Annotated in this window: 13 protein-coding genes; 9 read left to right on the top strand and 4 right to left on the bottom strand. The window is 72.3% G+C overall.

Annotated elements, in window-relative coordinates; all coding sequences use genetic code 11:
• Positions 1-56: 56 nt before the first annotated feature.
• The gene (locus tag MT346_RS02975; RefSeq protein WP_243561265.1) at positions 57-1,298 is read right to left on the bottom strand and encodes an ROK family transcriptional regulator; all 1,242 of its coding nucleotides are present in this window, start codon (positions 1,296-1,298) and stop codon (positions 57-59) included.
• A 168-nt stretch (positions 1,299-1,466) separates the two neighbouring features.
• A complete protein-coding gene (locus tag MT346_RS02970; protein WP_243561264.1) occupies positions 1,467-2,519 on the bottom strand; it encodes a zinc-binding dehydrogenase in 1,053 nt (350 codons plus the stop codon).
• Positions 2,520-2,599: 80 nt separating this feature from the next.
• Here MT346_RS02970 and MT346_RS02965 point away from each other — a divergent pair, with 80 nt between their 5' ends.
• Positions 2,600-3,565: a DUF3097 domain-containing protein gene (locus MT346_RS02965; RefSeq protein ID WP_243561263.1), complete on the top strand. Its 966-nt coding sequence runs from the start codon at positions 2,600-2,602 to the stop codon at positions 3,563-3,565.
• A gap of 69 nt (positions 3,566-3,634) precedes the next feature.
• Positions 3,635-4,282, top strand: coding sequence for a spermidine/putrescine ABC transporter substrate-binding protein (locus tag MT346_RS02960; RefSeq protein WP_243561262.1), 648 nt, complete (start codon positions 3,635-3,637; stop codon positions 4,280-4,282).
• Between the two features lie 231 nt (positions 4,283-4,513).
• Here MT346_RS02960 and MT346_RS02955 read toward each other — a convergent pair whose 3' ends face one another.
• Positions 4,514-5,527 carry a LacI family DNA-binding transcriptional regulator gene (locus MT346_RS02955; protein ID WP_243561261.1) on the bottom strand — a complete coding sequence of 338 codons (1,014 nt, stop codon included), beginning with the start codon at positions 5,525-5,527 and terminating at the stop codon, positions 4,514-4,516.
• A complete protein-coding gene (locus tag MT346_RS02950) occupies positions 5,524-6,006 on the bottom strand; it encodes a DUF3054 domain-containing protein (protein ID WP_243561260.1) in 483 nt (160 codons plus the stop codon). The genes MT346_RS02955 and MT346_RS02950 overlap by 4 nt, the downstream gene beginning before the upstream one ends.
• Before the next feature lie 110 nt (positions 6,007-6,116).
• On the opposite strand from MT346_RS02950, the gene MT346_RS02945 reads away from it, so the two are divergent.
• The 7 genes from MT346_RS02945 to MT346_RS02915 all read left to right on the top strand — a co-directional run bounded on the left by MT346_RS02945 (position 6,117) and on the right by MT346_RS02915 (position 14,061).
• Positions 6,117-7,067 (top strand): endonuclease domain-containing protein, encoded by a 951-nt coding sequence (locus tag MT346_RS02945; RefSeq protein WP_243561259.1) that lies wholly within the window; start codon positions 6,117-6,119, stop codon positions 7,065-7,067.
• Between the two features lie 353 nt (positions 7,068-7,420).
• On the top strand, positions 7,421-8,581 hold the full coding sequence (locus tag MT346_RS02940; protein WP_243561258.1) for a PotD/PotF family extracellular solute-binding protein: 1,161 nt from the start codon (positions 7,421-7,423) through the stop codon (positions 8,579-8,581).
• Positions 8,578-9,603 carry an ABC transporter permease gene (locus tag MT346_RS02935; RefSeq protein ID WP_243561257.1) on the top strand — a complete coding sequence of 342 codons (1,026 nt, stop codon included), beginning with the start codon at positions 8,578-8,580 and terminating at the stop codon, positions 9,601-9,603. The genes MT346_RS02940 and MT346_RS02935 overlap by 4 nt, the downstream gene beginning before the upstream one ends.
• Positions 9,600-10,412, top strand: a complete 813-nt coding sequence (locus tag MT346_RS02930; RefSeq protein WP_243561256.1) for an ABC transporter permease — start codon at positions 9,600-9,602, stop codon at positions 10,410-10,412. The genes MT346_RS02935 and MT346_RS02930 overlap by 4 nt, the downstream gene beginning before the upstream one ends.
• A 26-nt stretch (positions 10,413-10,438) precedes the next feature.
• Complete coding sequence (locus tag MT346_RS02925) at positions 10,439-11,530, top strand: ABC transporter ATP-binding protein (protein WP_243561255.1); 1,092 nt, start codon at positions 10,439-10,441, stop codon at positions 11,528-11,530.
• Entirely contained in the window at positions 11,527-13,104 is a 1,578-nt protein-coding gene (locus MT346_RS02920; RefSeq protein WP_243561254.1) for an inositol monophosphatase family protein, read from the top strand. The genes MT346_RS02925 and MT346_RS02920 overlap by 4 nt, the downstream gene beginning before the upstream one ends.
• Positions 13,105-13,263: 159 nt before the next feature.
• Entirely contained in the window at positions 13,264-14,061 is a 798-nt protein-coding gene (locus MT346_RS02915) for a hypothetical protein (RefSeq protein WP_243561253.1), read from the top strand.
• Positions 14,062-14,102 lie beyond the last annotated feature (41 nt).

Below are 14,102 nucleotides of genomic sequence, written 5' to 3'. Positions count from 1 at the left end.
GTGGAGCTGGCGGTGCTGACGGTGCGGCTGGCGGCGGTACGGGCGGCGGTGCTGGCTCAGGCGCGCTGCGCGGGGTCGGGCTCGGACGCGTCGTCACTGATGCGGTCGAGTCGGCCCGCGAGCGCGGTGCGCACGACGTCGATGAGGACGTGGCGTGCGCCGTGCAGGACAGGGGTGTCGGGGACGCCGGGTGCCACCACGGCGGTGGACCAGCGCGAGCGGGTCCGGAGCCAGGCGGTCACGGCGGCGGCCAGGGCGGGACCACCCGCGATCCCGGTCGGGCCGTGCAGCACGACCGTCTCGGGATCGGCGACGGCGAGGACGGGGAGCACGTTGTGCCCGACGCGCTCGCCGAGGGCGGTCGTGAAGGGGTGCTGCGCCGGCAGACCGGGCAGCTGCGGGAGCACCTGGCGCCAGTCGGCAGCGGTGCCGTCCGGAGCCGTGATCCCGTGGTCGGCGGCGAGTCGGGTGATCGCGGTCTCGGAGATGAGGTCCGCGACGATCGTCGCCGTCGGGTCGAGGGGGAGCGCGTCGGCAGGCACGCTCAGGTAGCCGATCTCACCCGCGGCGCCCGAGGCTCCCGCGTGCAGTCGGCCGTCCAGGTCGAGCGCCATGCCGAGGCCCTCGGCCATCCACAGCACCGCGAACGAGCTCGGGGTACGGCCGGCGCCCATGTTCCGTTCGGCGATCGCGGCGAGGTTGGCGTCGTTCTCGATGACGACCTGCACGCCGAGCGCACCGGACAGCGTGGCGGCGACCTGGTCGCGCGGCCAGCCGGGCAGCCCGTCGGTGAAGATGAGGGTGTCGGTGGCGTGGTCGACGCTGGCCTGCACCCCGACGGCCACGGCGGTGACCAGGTCGGCGTCGACACCGGCAGCGGCTGCGGCGCGTCGGACGGCCGCGGCGACGATGTCCTCGCCCGCCGCGCGCACCTCGTCGTCGTCCATGCGGTGCTCGGCGACGGGGTAGCTCCGGCCGGTGGCGTCGACCACGGTCGAGCGGACGTCGACCAGCTGCACGTCCACGGCGACGGCGAGGTCGCGGTCGGTGATCGCCTCGTACACGACGGCGCTGGGGCCGCGGCGTCCGGTCTGCGTGTCGGTGCCGGCCTCGCGGATCAGCCCGGTCGCCTCGAGCCGGCGGATGATCTCGGCGGCGGTCGGCTTGCTCAGCCCGGTGCGCTGCGCGATCTCGTTGCGGGTCATCGGACCGTCGTCCAGCAGCATGCCGAGGGCGGCGCGGTCGTTGAGGACACGGAGCAGTGCGGGCTGCCCGGGGGTGCGTCCTCGTGTGGTCATGTCGAGGACTGTAACGGACAACCTTCTTTACTGAAAGGTTTGTTCACAATTCCGCAACATGCGTTCTGTTCCGCGAAACACGCCGCCGCCCGGACGGGCGTCGAGACGGACAGGAGGCTCGGTGCCAGCTGGCACCGGGCCTCCTGTCCGGTGGGTGCGCGCGACGCGCTACGGGCGCAGCAGCACCTTGATCGCACGGCGCTCGTCCATCGCGGCGTACGCCTCGGCGGCCTGCTCGAGCGGCAGCTCGAGGTCGAACACCTTGCCCGGCTCGATGCGACGGGCGAGCACGTCCGGCAGCAGCTCGGGGATGTAGGCGCGCGCCGGGGCCATGCCGCCGCCGACCGTGATGTTCCGGCCGAACAGGAACGGCATCGGCAGCTCGGGGTCGCCCGCCGGGACGCCGACGTAGCCGACGTTGCCACCGGCGCGGACGACGCGCAGCGCCTGGTCCATGCTCTCGGCGGTGCCGACGGCCTCGAGCGCGCAGTCGGCCAGGTCCCCGTCGAGCAGGTCGCGCACGGCCTGCACCCCCTCGTCGCCGCGGGTGTCGACGATGTCGGTCGCGCCGAACTCGCGGGCCAGCGCCTGGCGGTCGGCGTGCCGGCTCATCGCGATGATCCGCTCGGCGCCGAGACGCTTGGCCGCCAGCACCGCGGACAGTCCGACGGCTCCGTCGCCGACCACGACGACGGTGCGGCCCGGGCCGACCTCGGCCGACACGGCGGCGTGGTGCCCGGTGGAGAACACGTCCGACAGGGTCAACAGCGACGGGATCAGGTCGTCGTCGACCGGGCCGGGCACAACCACGAGTGATGCGGCGGCGTCGGGCACGCGGACGGCCTCGGCCTGGGCACCGCCGAGCGGCAGCCCGTGGGCGTCCGGCGTCACGCCGAAGGTCGATCCGTGGTCGCAGCCGCTCGTCATGCCGTGCGCGCACGCCTGGCAGGTGCCGTCGTTGGTGGTGAACGGTGCGATCACGAAGTCACCCACGTGCAGGTCGCCGGTGGACTCTCCGAGCTGCTCGACGACGCCGACGAACTCGTGGCCGATCGCACGGGGCTCCTTCGTGTCGCGGACGCCGCGGTACGGCCACAGGTCCGAGCCGCACACGCAGGCGGCGACGACGCGCACGACGGCGTCGGTGGGGGCGAGGAGTTCGGGGGCGTCGCGATCCTCGACGCGGATGTCGCGAGGGGCGTGGATGACTGCTGCGCGCACGGGTGGTGCCTTCCGTCGGGAGTGGGTGGTGTCGGCCGGTCGACGTCGTCCGGAGCCCCGTCGACACTACGCTCGTGCGGGTGGACGAGGACCGGTACGGCAACGACGTGCTCTCGGGCGACTGGCGCTCGAAGGGCGTGCGGAAGGTGCGGCAGGTGCCGCTCGAACGGGACATGGTGCTCGAGGACCCGGCGTCGGGCTGGGCCGGTGCCGTGGTCGGACTCGAGGCCGGGAACATCGCGCTCGAGGACTGGAAGGGCCGCACGCGCGCCTTCCCGTTCGACGGGCAGTTCCTGCTTGAGGGCGAGCTCGTGACGCTGGGTCGCCCGCAGGCGCCGGTCGGCAGAGGCGGTGGGGCCGCGCGAGCGGGTTCCGGTCCGTCGCTCGGTTCCGTGCACACGGACTGGAGGCCCGGCTCGGCCCCGGCGGTCCGGCAGGCGTCCGACGGCGGTCGGCTGCGCACGGCGTCCGGATCGTTCGCGGTGGAGTCGCAGCGCGCGCGGGTGGCACTGCCGTCGCGGATCATGGTCGAGGGCAAGCACGACGCCGAGCTCGTCGAGAAGGTCTGGGGAGCGGACCTGCGCGTCGAGGGCGTCGTCGTCGAGGAGCTCTCCGGTGTCGACAACCTGGCTTCGGTGCTGGACGACTTCCAGCCCTCCCGCGACCGACGCGTCGGCGTGCTCGTGGACCACCTGGTGCCCGGCTCGAAGGAGTCCCGCTTCGCCGATGCCGTCATGCAGGGGAAGTGGGGCGCGCACGTGCTGGTCGTCGGACACCCGTTCGTCGACGTCTGGCAGTCGGTCAAGCCCGCACGGGTCGGACTGCGCGCGTGGCCCACGATCCCGCGGTCGATCGAGTGGAAGGCCGGCATCTGCGCCGCGCTCGGGTGGCCGCACGCCGAACAGGCCGACATCGCGCGGGCATGGCAGCGGATCCTCGGGCAGGTGCGGACGTTCGCCGACCTGGAACCCGAGCTGCTGGGTCGCGTCGAGGAGCTCATCGACTTCGTGACCGAGCCGATCCAGGAGCGTCCCGCGCGGCGGTGAGCCGGCGGATCGGGGACGGGACGGCCGTGGCGGGGGTGATCCGGGCCTCCAGGTCCGTATCGTTGGAGGATGGACGGCATCGACGGGCGTGTGCGGAACGCCGTCGACCTGTGGCTGCGGTGGCTGCCGCGGTGGCAGATCGGGACCGCCCGGCCGCGCACGCGGATCTGCCGGAAGTGCACCGGGTCGCCGATCGCCAGCGCGGCGGGCTTCGGGCCGGACGTGCCGCACCCGGTCCAGCACGCGCTGATCGGGCGGATCTCGACCATCATCGACGACGCCGTGGACGACTACACCGCAAAGAACCTGCCACTGCTGCACCGTGAACTCGCGCGCGCCGACGCCCGGAAGCGCCACGCGGGGTACCAACCGGCCGAGGGCCTGTCGCCCGAGTTCCAGGGGCTCGACATCGACCCGCAGCCGCAGGACGGCTCACCGTTCCTGTTCACGTTGGAGGAGCTCGCCGGCACCGGCGCGTCCGAGCCCGCGCCCCGCGAGCCGCTGTCCGACCAGGCCAAGGCTGCGCTGCGTCACGAGATCGAGCTGTCCGACGAGTGTGCCCGGTCGACGGGGACCGCCGTGTGCCTGGCGCTGATCGACCACCGGGAGCGGATCGCCGAGGCGGTCGAACGGCTCGTCGAGCCGCAGATCGAGGCGCTCGTGTCGGACATGTTCCGCGGGCTGGACGGGGACGGGCCGCGCGGCGGGCTGTTCTGACGCCGCGTGCGGGCGGCGGAGCCGGGGGCGGTGCGGGGGCGGGTGCGCGCGGGTGGCGAAGCTCGCACGGTGCTGCGCCCACCGGTGGTGCGCGGTTGACCGCCCCGTGCCGGCATGTTTCCTCGCACCAGGCGGCCGAGGCCGCACGGGCGGCGAAACTCGCACGGTGCTCGCCCCCACGAACGCCGCACCAGCCGCACAGCGGCGCACCGTGCGCACGGCGGCAGCGCGTCAGCGGCGGAGCAGGGTGCGGCCGGGCAGCACCGTGCCGCGGAGCGACCGGTGCTCGACGGCCCGGCCGGGGTCGTCGATGCGGCCGATGACCAGGTCGATGGCCTCGCGGCCGATGCGGTCGACGGGCTGCTGCAGCGTCGTGAACCCGATCCAGTCGTTCGCGAGCGGGTAGACACCGTCGAAGCCCGTGACCGAGACGTCGCTCGGCACACTGACGCCGCGCTTGGCCAGAGCGTCGCAGACGTCGAGCATGAGCCGGTCGGTCGGGCACATCACCGCGGTCGCACCGGACTCCCGCATGACGTCGACCACGTCCGCGGCGATGTCGTCGGCCGGGCGGACGAAACTGGCGTCGATGTCGATCGCCGTGACGCCGCGGCCGCGCAGCCGTCCTGCCATCGCCGTCGACCGCGCGTGCTGCGTGATCGCGTTGTCCAACGGGACGGTCAGCACGACCACGACCGCGTGGCCCGCGTCCGCCACCGCATCGGCGATGCGGTGCCCGCCGTCGACCTCGTCGCAGTACACACTGGACAGCGCCGGGTGCAGTTCGGGGCGCCCGGCGACGACGGTCGCGATCCGCGGCGCGAACTCGGCGATGTCCGCCGACGGCAGGAGTCCGCTGCACACGACCAGTCCGTCGACGCGCATGGACACGAGCGACGCCAGGGCGGACTTCTCGTCCTCGACCCGGCCGACCCCCGTCGTCGTGACGACGCGGTAGCCGAGCTCCGAGGCACGCTGCTCCATGACGGCGTGCAGCGCGGTGTAGAGCATCGACGAGGCGTCGCGCACGAGCATCCCGATGGTGTGGGTCCGCCCGCTGACCAGCCCGCGTGCCATCGCGTTCGCCACGTAACCGAGCTCCGCTGCGGCGCGCTCGACGCGTTCGCGGGTCTCGTCGGAGAACCGTCCGGTGCCGGAGAGGACCCGGCTCACCGCGGACTTGGAGACCCCTGCCCGTGCGGCGACGTCGACGATCGTCGGCTGCGAGCCGCGGCTGCCGTTCACGTACCCGGCGTGACGCCGGGGCTGTTCGACGGATCCGCCGCCGGGTCCTTCGTCACGGGGTCGTCGAGCGCCGGTGCGTCGGTGGCGCGGCGACGTGCGACCGCGCGCAGGACGACACGAGCGATCGCGCGCCACCCGAGCAGGAACACGCCGAGGACGATCGTCGCGACGATGAGGAACGAGATGGGCAGCGGGTTGCCGTCGACGACGCCCTGGCCGGTGGCGACGCGGATGGCCATCCCGACGAAGACCGTGAGGATCCACGCGACGACGCCGGTCGGCCACGTCCGCAGGGGTCTGGCCCAGGCGCCGCTGGTGACGTAGGCGATCGCCCAGCCGGCCAGGAACGGGTACGCGGTGGTCCAGAGCGCGCCGAGTGAGTTCGCCTCGCCGTGCGAGGACCGCCCGATCAAGGCGAACACGACGATGAGGACGACGTCGATGACGGCTGCGAGCCAGCCCCAGGTGCGATCGGTCACAGCGCCATTCTCGCAGCCCGGTTCCTCCACAGGTGCCACTCTTCGGCCTCCTGTGCACAGCTCACACGAGCGCGTCGTCGCGCTGCGTCGCGTCTCACGAGGATCACGCCATGAAACGAACCTTCACCCTCGCACCTGTTCCACACGTCCCGCTCTTCCGAACGTCTTCGCACCGGCCTGACGAATCCGACCGCATCCGGAAGCGTGCCTCGACGGGCGAGCTCACCCGGATCAGTCGGGGGCTCTTCGTCGGTACGGCGGAGTGGAACGCATTGCGACCCGCTGACCGGCACCGCCTGCGGATCGAGGCGGTCGCCGACCGGATCCGGTCGGACCGGATCATCTCGCACGTGTCGGCAGCCGTCGTCCTCGCGGTGCCACTCGTCACCGATCCGCCGGACCGGGTGCACCTGACGACGCACGGGGCCGATGGTCGCACGACGAACGCCACGTTCATCGTGCACGCGGACATGGACCCGTCGGGGGATCGCAGTACGGTCGTCACTCCCGACGGACTCCGCACGTCTGGCCCGGAACGTGTCGCAGCGGACCTTGCGCTGACGTTCCCGCTGGTCGACGCCGTGGTCGCGCTCGATGACCTGCTGCGGCGAGGAACGGACCGAGCCCGCGTGCAGCAGTCGATCGAACGGCGCGGCCCGAAAGGCCGTCGGCGTGCGCTCCGTGCCGTCGCGTTGGCGGATCCTGCGTCGGGTTCCGTGGGGGAGTCCGTGTTGCGGGTCCGGTTCGACGATCTCGGCACCGAGCGCCCGGTGCTGCAACACCGATTTCGGCAAGCGGGGTTGCCCGACATCGTCGTCGACTTCTGGTTCCCGGAAGCAGGCGTGGTCGTCGAGTTCGACGGTGAGGTCAAGTACCGCGACGCGCAGATGCGTGCCGGGCGCTCGGCCGAGGACGTCGTCATCGCCGAGAAGCAGCGCGAGGACCGACTCCGCGCGATGCCCGGCGTGCGATGGGTCGTCCGGCTCGCGTGGTCGGACCTGTGGGACGAGGGGCGTCTTCGGGCTGCGCTCCGTCGTGCAGGCGTGCGGATGACCCGCTGACGGGTGCACGGTGCGAGGTTCGCGGGCGGGTGTGTGGCGCGCACGGTGCGAGGTTCGGGGTCCGTGCCTCGACAGTGGGCCGGTGCGAGGTTGATTGCCGGCACGGGGCCGTCAACCTCGCACCGGCCGCGAAGCTCGCACCATGCGCACGGGCACGAGTTCACCGAGGCGGCACTGCGGCGGCACCGGGAGTTCACCGGGCCGCGTCACACTCGACCACAGTGCGGGAACGTTCCCGCACGGCACGCCCAGACGACACCACGCTCCACACCCCGAGCACGACCCCCACACGCACGACACCCCCACGCACCACACCCCCACGCACCACCCCACGAACCAGGGAGACCACCGCCGTGAAGACCCGAGCCCTCGCCGGCCTCGCGATCGCCGCCGTCGCCACCGTCGCACTGTCCGGCTGCGTCCAGAGCGCCAACGCCGCGAACGACAGCGCCGACAGCGACACCGGCAGCACCAGCCTCACCGTGTTCATCAGCGGCGACACGAACGTCCAGGACCTCTGGGACAAGTCGCTCATCCCCGCCTTCGAGAAGCAGCACCCGAAGATCTCCGTCCGCACCAGCATCGACCTGCACGGCGAGCACGACGCGCAGACCCAGGCCAACCTGGCGACCGCGGTCAAGGCCGACAAGACCGTGGCCTACGACCTGGTCGACGCCGGCTTCGTCACCACCGCGGGCAAGGCCGGCCTGATGGCGACGGTCGACGACAGCGCGATCCCGAACCTGGCCAACGTGCCGAAGGCGACGAAGCAGCAGGGCGGCGACCGGGCCATCCCGTACCGCGCATCGAGCGTGCTGCTGGCGTACGACACCAAGAAGGTGTCGACGCCGCCGAAGACCCTTGACGCCCTGCTGTCGTGGATCAAGGACAACCCCGGTCAGTTCGCCTACAACTCGCCGTCCTCGGGCGGTTCGGGTGGTTCGTTCGTGATGACGGTCCTGGCGAAGTACCTGTCGAAGAGCGAGCAGTCCACGATGCAGACGACGTACGACAAGTCGCTCGAGTCGAAGTGGGACGAGGGCTTCGCCACGCTCAAGGACCTCGGCCCGTCGATGTACCAGAAGGGCGTCTACCCGAACGGCAACGACCAGGTGCTGCAGATGCTCGGCTCCGGCCAGATCGCCATGGCCCCGGTGTGGAGCGACCAGTTCATCACCGCGCAGAAGGCCGGCACGATCGGCAAGGACATCGCGTTCACGCAGATCTCCGACCCGACGTTCACGGGCAGCGCGAGCTACCTCGGCATCCCGAAGACCGAGCCGAAGGCCAAGAAGCAGGCCGCCGAGGAACTCGCCGACTTCGTCCTGTCCTCGAAGGGACAGCAGCTCGTCGCGAACGCCGTGTCCGGCTACCCGGTCATCCCGCTCAGCTCGCTGCCGTCGAGCGTCGCCGAGCAGTTCTCGAAGGCCGACCCGTCGAAGCTCCGCCTCGGCTTCCAGAGCGAGTTCGCCGCCGACATGAACGCGGCGTGGGACGCGAAGGTCCCGCAGTGACCCAGACCGTCCCGAACGGCCCGGCGCTCGACCGGGAGGCCCGTGGCGACTCCGCCACGGGCCTCTCGCCCGTCCCCGCCCCAGCCCAGGGCGCCACCGACCCGACCGACCGGCGCACGGTCCAGCAGCGGCTGGAGCGCCGCCGGCGCCTGCAGGGCATCGCGCTCGTCACCGCCCCGGTGCTGGTGGTCGTGCTGTTCGTCGGCGTGCCGGTGGTCAACGCCGCCCTGTTCAGCCTCGGGTTCACCGGCGGGCTGAACCAGGCGCTCGCCGACATCGGCCAGGACACCGTGCGCGGGTTCTCGTTCGGGGTGTACGGAACGCTGCTCGGCAACCCCACGTTCCTGCGCGACCTCGGCGCCACGATCGGGGTCACGGTCGCCTCGACCGGACTGACGATCGCGCTCGCCGTGCTGATCGCCGTGATCCTGCGGCTGCGCGGCGGGTTCCTCGGCCGGACACTCAGCGTGCTGGCCGTCGTGCCGATCTTCGTCCCCGTGGTGATCGCGAGCTGGTCGATCCTGACGTTCACCGACGCGCAGGGGTTCCTGCGCAGCGCCGGCGCCCAGGTGGGCATCGACGTGCCGGTGTGGGGCTACACGCTCGTCGCGGTCGTGTTCGGCAGCGTCTGGACCAGTCTGCCGTTCGCCGTGCTCATGATCGCCGGGGCGCTGCAGGGCACACCCGACGCCCTGATCGAGGCCGCGAAGGACGCCGGTGCCAGCACGTGGCGCGTCGTGTGGCAGGTCCTGCTGCCGATGGCCGCGACGCCCATCGTCATCGCGACGACGTTCACCGTGATCGGTGTGCTCGGGTCGTTCACGGTGCCGTACTTCACCGGTCCGAACGCCCCGTCGATGCTCGGCGTCGACATCTCCAAGTACTTCCAGTCGTACAACCGGCCGCAGCAGTCCACCGCGATGGCGTTCATCGTGTTCGCGTTCGCCGCAGCTGCCAGCGTCTTCTACCTCCGGTCCACCGTGCGCTCGAACGCGCGCGAGCTCGGGAAGGGACAGCGATGATCAAGCGCCTCACCGGCACCGCACTGGTCTGGGCGACCGCCGTCGTCCTGGCCGTGTTCATCGCCGGCCCCCTGCTGTGGCTGGCCGTCCGGGCCTTCGCCACCAGCTGGACGTACCCGAACCTGCTGCCCGACGGGTGGACCCTGTCGTGGTGGGGGACCGTGTTCCAGGACCCGTCCCTCGCCGTCGCCGTGCAGAACTCGCTCGTGCTGGCACCGCTGACCGTCCTGATCGCCGCGGTGGTCTGCCTGCCCGCTGCGTGGGCGATCAGCCGGATCGAGTTCCCCGGACGCCGGCTGGTGCTCGTCGGGCTGTTCGCCACGAACGCCTTCCCGAAGATGGGCCTGTTCGTCACGATGTCGGCGATGTTCACCGCGCTGAACCTGATGAACACCGTGACCGGCATCCTCATCGTGCACGTGCTCGGTTGCGTCGTGTTCATGACGTGGCTGCCCGCGGCGGCGTTCTCGGCCGTGCCGCGCTCCCTCGAAGAGGCCGCGCGCGACGCCGGGGCAGGTCGCTGGCGCACGTTCTGGTCCGTCACGCTCCCGATCGCCTGGCCGGGCATCCTCGTCGCGATGGTGATGAGCTTCCTGGCCTCGTTCGACGAGGCCCAGGGCACCTACCTGGTCGGCGCCCCGACGTACATGACCATGCCGACCGCGATGTACTCGCTCGTCCTGAACTCGCCGCGGCAGGTGTCGGCGGTGTTCGCGATCGCGCTGAGCATCCCGTCCGTGGTGCTCATGACCCTGGCCCGCAAGCACATCATGGGCGGCCGCCTGGCGGACGGGTTCCAGATCCGATGACCACTCCCAGCACGAAAGGCGACCCCATGACGGACGCAACGCTCGTCGCGGACCCCGCACCGAGCCTCCAGACCGGCGGACGGCCCACCGACGGCCGGACCACCGACGGCCGCACCGGCGGCGGGCTCGCGCTGCGGGGACTGACCAAGTTCCTCGGCGGCCGCGACGTCGTCGCCGGCATCGACCTCGACGTGGCGAAGGGTGAGCTCGTCTCGCTGCTCGGCCCGTCCGGCTGCGGCAAGACGACCACGCTCCGCATGGTGGCCGGCTTCCTGCCGGTCGACGGCGGCACCGTGACGATGGGCGGCGCCGACGTCACCGACCTGGGACCGGAGCGCCGTCCGAGTGCGATGGTGTTCCAGAACTACGCCCTCTGGCCGCACATGACCGTCACGCAGAACGTGGCGTTCCCGCTCCGCACCCGCCGCGTGTCCAAGCAGCGCACGGCCGAACGCGTGCGCGAAGCCCTCGAGCTGGTCGGGCTGACGCACCACGCCGGGTCGAAGCCGACCGCGATCTCGGGTGGCGAGCAGCAGCGCGTCGCCCTGGCGCGGGCGATCGTGCAGGAGCCCGACGTGCTGCTGCTCGACGAGCCGCTGTCGAACCTCGACGCCAAGCTGCGGGTGAGCGTCCGCGACGAGATCCGCCGGATCCAGCAGCGCCTGGGCATCACGACCGTGATCGTCACGCACGACCAGGACGAGGCGCTCAGCGTGTCGGACCGGATCGCGGTGATGCACGACGGCCGGATCGAGCAGGTGGCGTCGCCGACCGACCTGTACGCCCGGCCCGCCACCCGGTTCGTGGCCTCGTTCATCGGTGCCACCAGCTTCGTGCGCGGCGCGTTCCTGGCCGACGTGCGCACGCCGATCGCCGACGGGGACGAGGTCCTCGTCCGACCGGAGGAGGTCACGCTCGTGCCGGACTCGACCGTCACGGCGACCGTCACCCGTGTGCTCATGCGCGGGCACTTCGCCGAGGTCGTGCTCGCCGCCGGTGACGCCGAGCTGCGGTCGTTCGTGACCGGTGCGCCGCCAGTGATCGGCAGCACCACGGGCGTCCGGCTCGGGTCGGTGCTGGTCTACCGCGACGGCGCACTGGTGGAGGGCCCTCGATGAGCACCGAGACGCTGCCGACGGTCGACGCCGAGCACGGCGCGCGGTCCCGTGTACGCCTGCCGCGCCTGGTCGCCCACCGCGGTGCGCCGCGTGTCCGCCGCGAGAACACCCTGCCCGCCGTCGCGGTCGCCGAGGCGCTCGGGGCCGACACGATCGAGGTCGACGTCCGGCGCACCGCCGACGGGGTCGCCGTGCTGGTGCACGACGAGACCCTCGGCCGGCTGTGGGGCGACGCACGCCGCGTGTCGGAGGTCGCGTGGTGCGACGTGGCCCGGCTGGGCAACGGCCTCGACCGCATCCCGCGGCTCGACGCCGTGCTCGAGCGGCTCGACGGCTGCCGGTCGGTGCTGCTCGTCGACCTGACCGACCCCGTGGACGCCGTGGTCGCCGCCGCCACCGTCGCGGGCTCCACGGCGTCGGTCACCGTCGCCTGGTGCGGGGCGCCCGACGCCATGCACGCCGTGCGCACGGTCCTGCCGGACGCCGACGTCTGGCTTGCGTGGGAGTCGCTCGAACCGCCGACGCCCGCCGACCTGGTCGACCTGACCCCGTCGACGCTCAACCTCGACGTCGCGTTCCTGACCCCGCGCACGGTCCGGGCGGCGCACGACCTCGGACTGCAGGTGTCCGTGTGGACGGTCGACGACCCGGAACCCGCGCTGTGGGCCGCCCGGCTCGGTGCCGACTCGATCACGACGAACGACCTGGCGCTGGTCCGTGCCGCCATGGCCGCCGCCGAGCGTGACGGTTGGCCGGAGCCCGCGCGCGAGCCGACCGAGACCGAGGTGGCATCACGGGCCCAGGCCCTGGCACACCGGATCGCGCACGAGGTCATCGCCTTCACGCGCGAGCACCCCGTCGGCACGATCACGACGAAGGCACACGCAGCCGACCTGGTGACCGACGTCGACCGGCTCGTCGAGCAGCACGTCCGCGGTCGGGTCCGCGCTGCCTTCCCGACGCACGGGTTCACCGGCGAGGAGTACGGCGAGGCCCCCGGCGACAAGCACCGCTGGTACCTCGACCCCGTCGACGGCACGACGAACCTGGCGAACGGCATCCCGTGGACCAGCATGTCGCTCTGTCTGACCCGCAGCGGCCGACCCGTCGTGGGCGTCGTCGCGGACCCGTGGCGGGGCGAGGTGCTCGAGGCCCGTCGTGGTCGCGGTGCCACGATCCGCGACCGGCAGCTCCGGCTCGACGACGTGCCTCGGCCGTTGGCGGGCGCCGTCGTCGGCACCGAGCTCGACGGGCACCTGCCGTGGCCGGGCTTCGGCGCGTTCCTCGACGCGCTCGCCGCCCGGTCCTGCACGCTGCGGGTGCAGGGCTCCGGCACGCTGACGATCGCGCAGGTCGCGGCCGGTCGGGGGATCGGCGGCTGCGTGTCGTCGTTCAACCCGGTGGACCACGGCGCCGCGGTGCTGCTCGTCCACGAGGCAGGCGGCGTCGTGATGACCGAGGACGGTCCGGTGTCCGGCTTCCCCGAGCTCGGTGCGCCGTTCCTGGTGGCCCACCCCGGAGCCGCCGACGAACTGCACCAGGTGTGGGTGGGGGCGCTCCGCGCCGCCCGCTGACGCATCGGACGGGAGGCGCGTGGCGGGCCCGCCCCGCGCCTCCAGGCCGTTCGGTGGTGACGTCCACCGCATTCTGTGCGGCCACACAGTCACCGGTCGTCCGGCGACCCTACTGTGGCAACTCCACGGACACCGTGTCCGTGCCGAAGGAGCAACGCCATGGGATTCCTCGACCGCCTGCTCGGCCGTGAGGACCGATCGCAGCAGCAGGGCTGGAACGCGCAGCAGCCGCAGCAGCCGACCTGGGGGCAGCCCCAGCAGCAGGGCTACCAGTACGGCCAGCAGTCGTACAACGCAGCGCCCGTTCCCGGTGCCGGCGCCCCGGGTGGGGTCGCTGGTCCGGGTGGTGCGCGCTCCGAGGACGAACAGGCCGTCGAGCGGTACCGCTACCTGCTGAAGACCGCGCCGCCCGAGCGCATCGAAGAGGTCCACGCCGAGGCCTTCGAGCGCCTGACGCCCGAGCAGCGCCGCATGGTCTACGACGAGTTCACCCGCACCGCCCCCGCGGGCGAGGCCCCGCGCGGCGACGACCCACGCTCGCTGGCACAGGCGGCGACCCGCTCCGAGATCCGGCAGCCCGGCTTCATGGAGCGCTCGCTCGGCGGCATGAACGGTGGCATGAACGGTCGCGGCGGCATGGGCGGCGGGTTCGGCCAGCGCCAGGGTCCGTCGTTCGGCGGGATGCTCGGCGCGTCGATCCTGGGGACCGTGGCCGGCTACGTGATCGGTTCGACGCTGATGAGCGCCTTCCTGCCGGACCCCTCCGGGTTCGACGGCGGGACGGACGCCTCGGGCGACGGCGGCAACGACGCCGGATCGGGGGATGCGGGTGACGGTGGTTCGGGGGACACTGGTGCCGAGAACGCGTCGTGGGACGACGGCGGCGGCTCCGACTTCGGAGGCGGCGGCGGCTTCGACGACTTCGGCGGCGACATGGGCGGCGGATTCGACATCTGACGCCTGACCGGTGCCGACCCTTCCTTGTTGCACGGTCCACG

This window comes from Curtobacterium sp. VKM Ac-2922 (assembly GCF_022815645.1).
In the GTDB taxonomy this organism is placed as follows: Bacteria; Actinomycetota; Actinomycetes; order Actinomycetales; family Microbacteriaceae; genus Curtobacterium.
The sequence above is the reverse complement of the archived record's forward strand: the minus strand, read 5'-3'. Positions and strand labels throughout refer to the sequence as shown.

What these genes read in the sequence shown, in the direction of transcription:
- MT346_RS02925 (WP_243561255.1), top strand. Translation starts at nt 10,439, where the DNA reads ATGACGGACGCAACGCTCGTCGCGGACCCCGCACCGAGCCTCCAGACC.
- MT346_RS02920 (WP_243561254.1), top strand. Translation starts at nt 11,527, where the DNA reads ATGAGCACCGAGACGCTGCCGACGGTCGACGCCGAGCACGGCGCGCGG.
- MT346_RS02915 (WP_243561253.1), top strand. Translation starts at nt 13,264, where the DNA reads ATGGGATTCCTCGACCGCCTGCTCGGCCGTGAGGACCGATCGCAGCAG.
- MT346_RS02975 (WP_243561265.1), bottom strand. Translation starts at nt 1,298, where the DNA reads ATGACCACACGAGGACGCACCCCCGGGCAGCCCGCACTGCTCCGTGTC.
- MT346_RS02930 (WP_243561256.1), top strand. Translation starts at nt 9,600, where the DNA reads ATGATCAAGCGCCTCACCGGCACCGCACTGGTCTGGGCGACCGCCGTC.
- MT346_RS02945 (WP_243561259.1), top strand. Translation starts at nt 6,117, where the DNA reads ATGAAACGAACCTTCACCCTCGCACCTGTTCCACACGTCCCGCTCTTC.
- MT346_RS02960 (WP_243561262.1), top strand. Translation starts at nt 3,635, where the DNA reads ATGGACGGCATCGACGGGCGTGTGCGGAACGCCGTCGACCTGTGGCTG.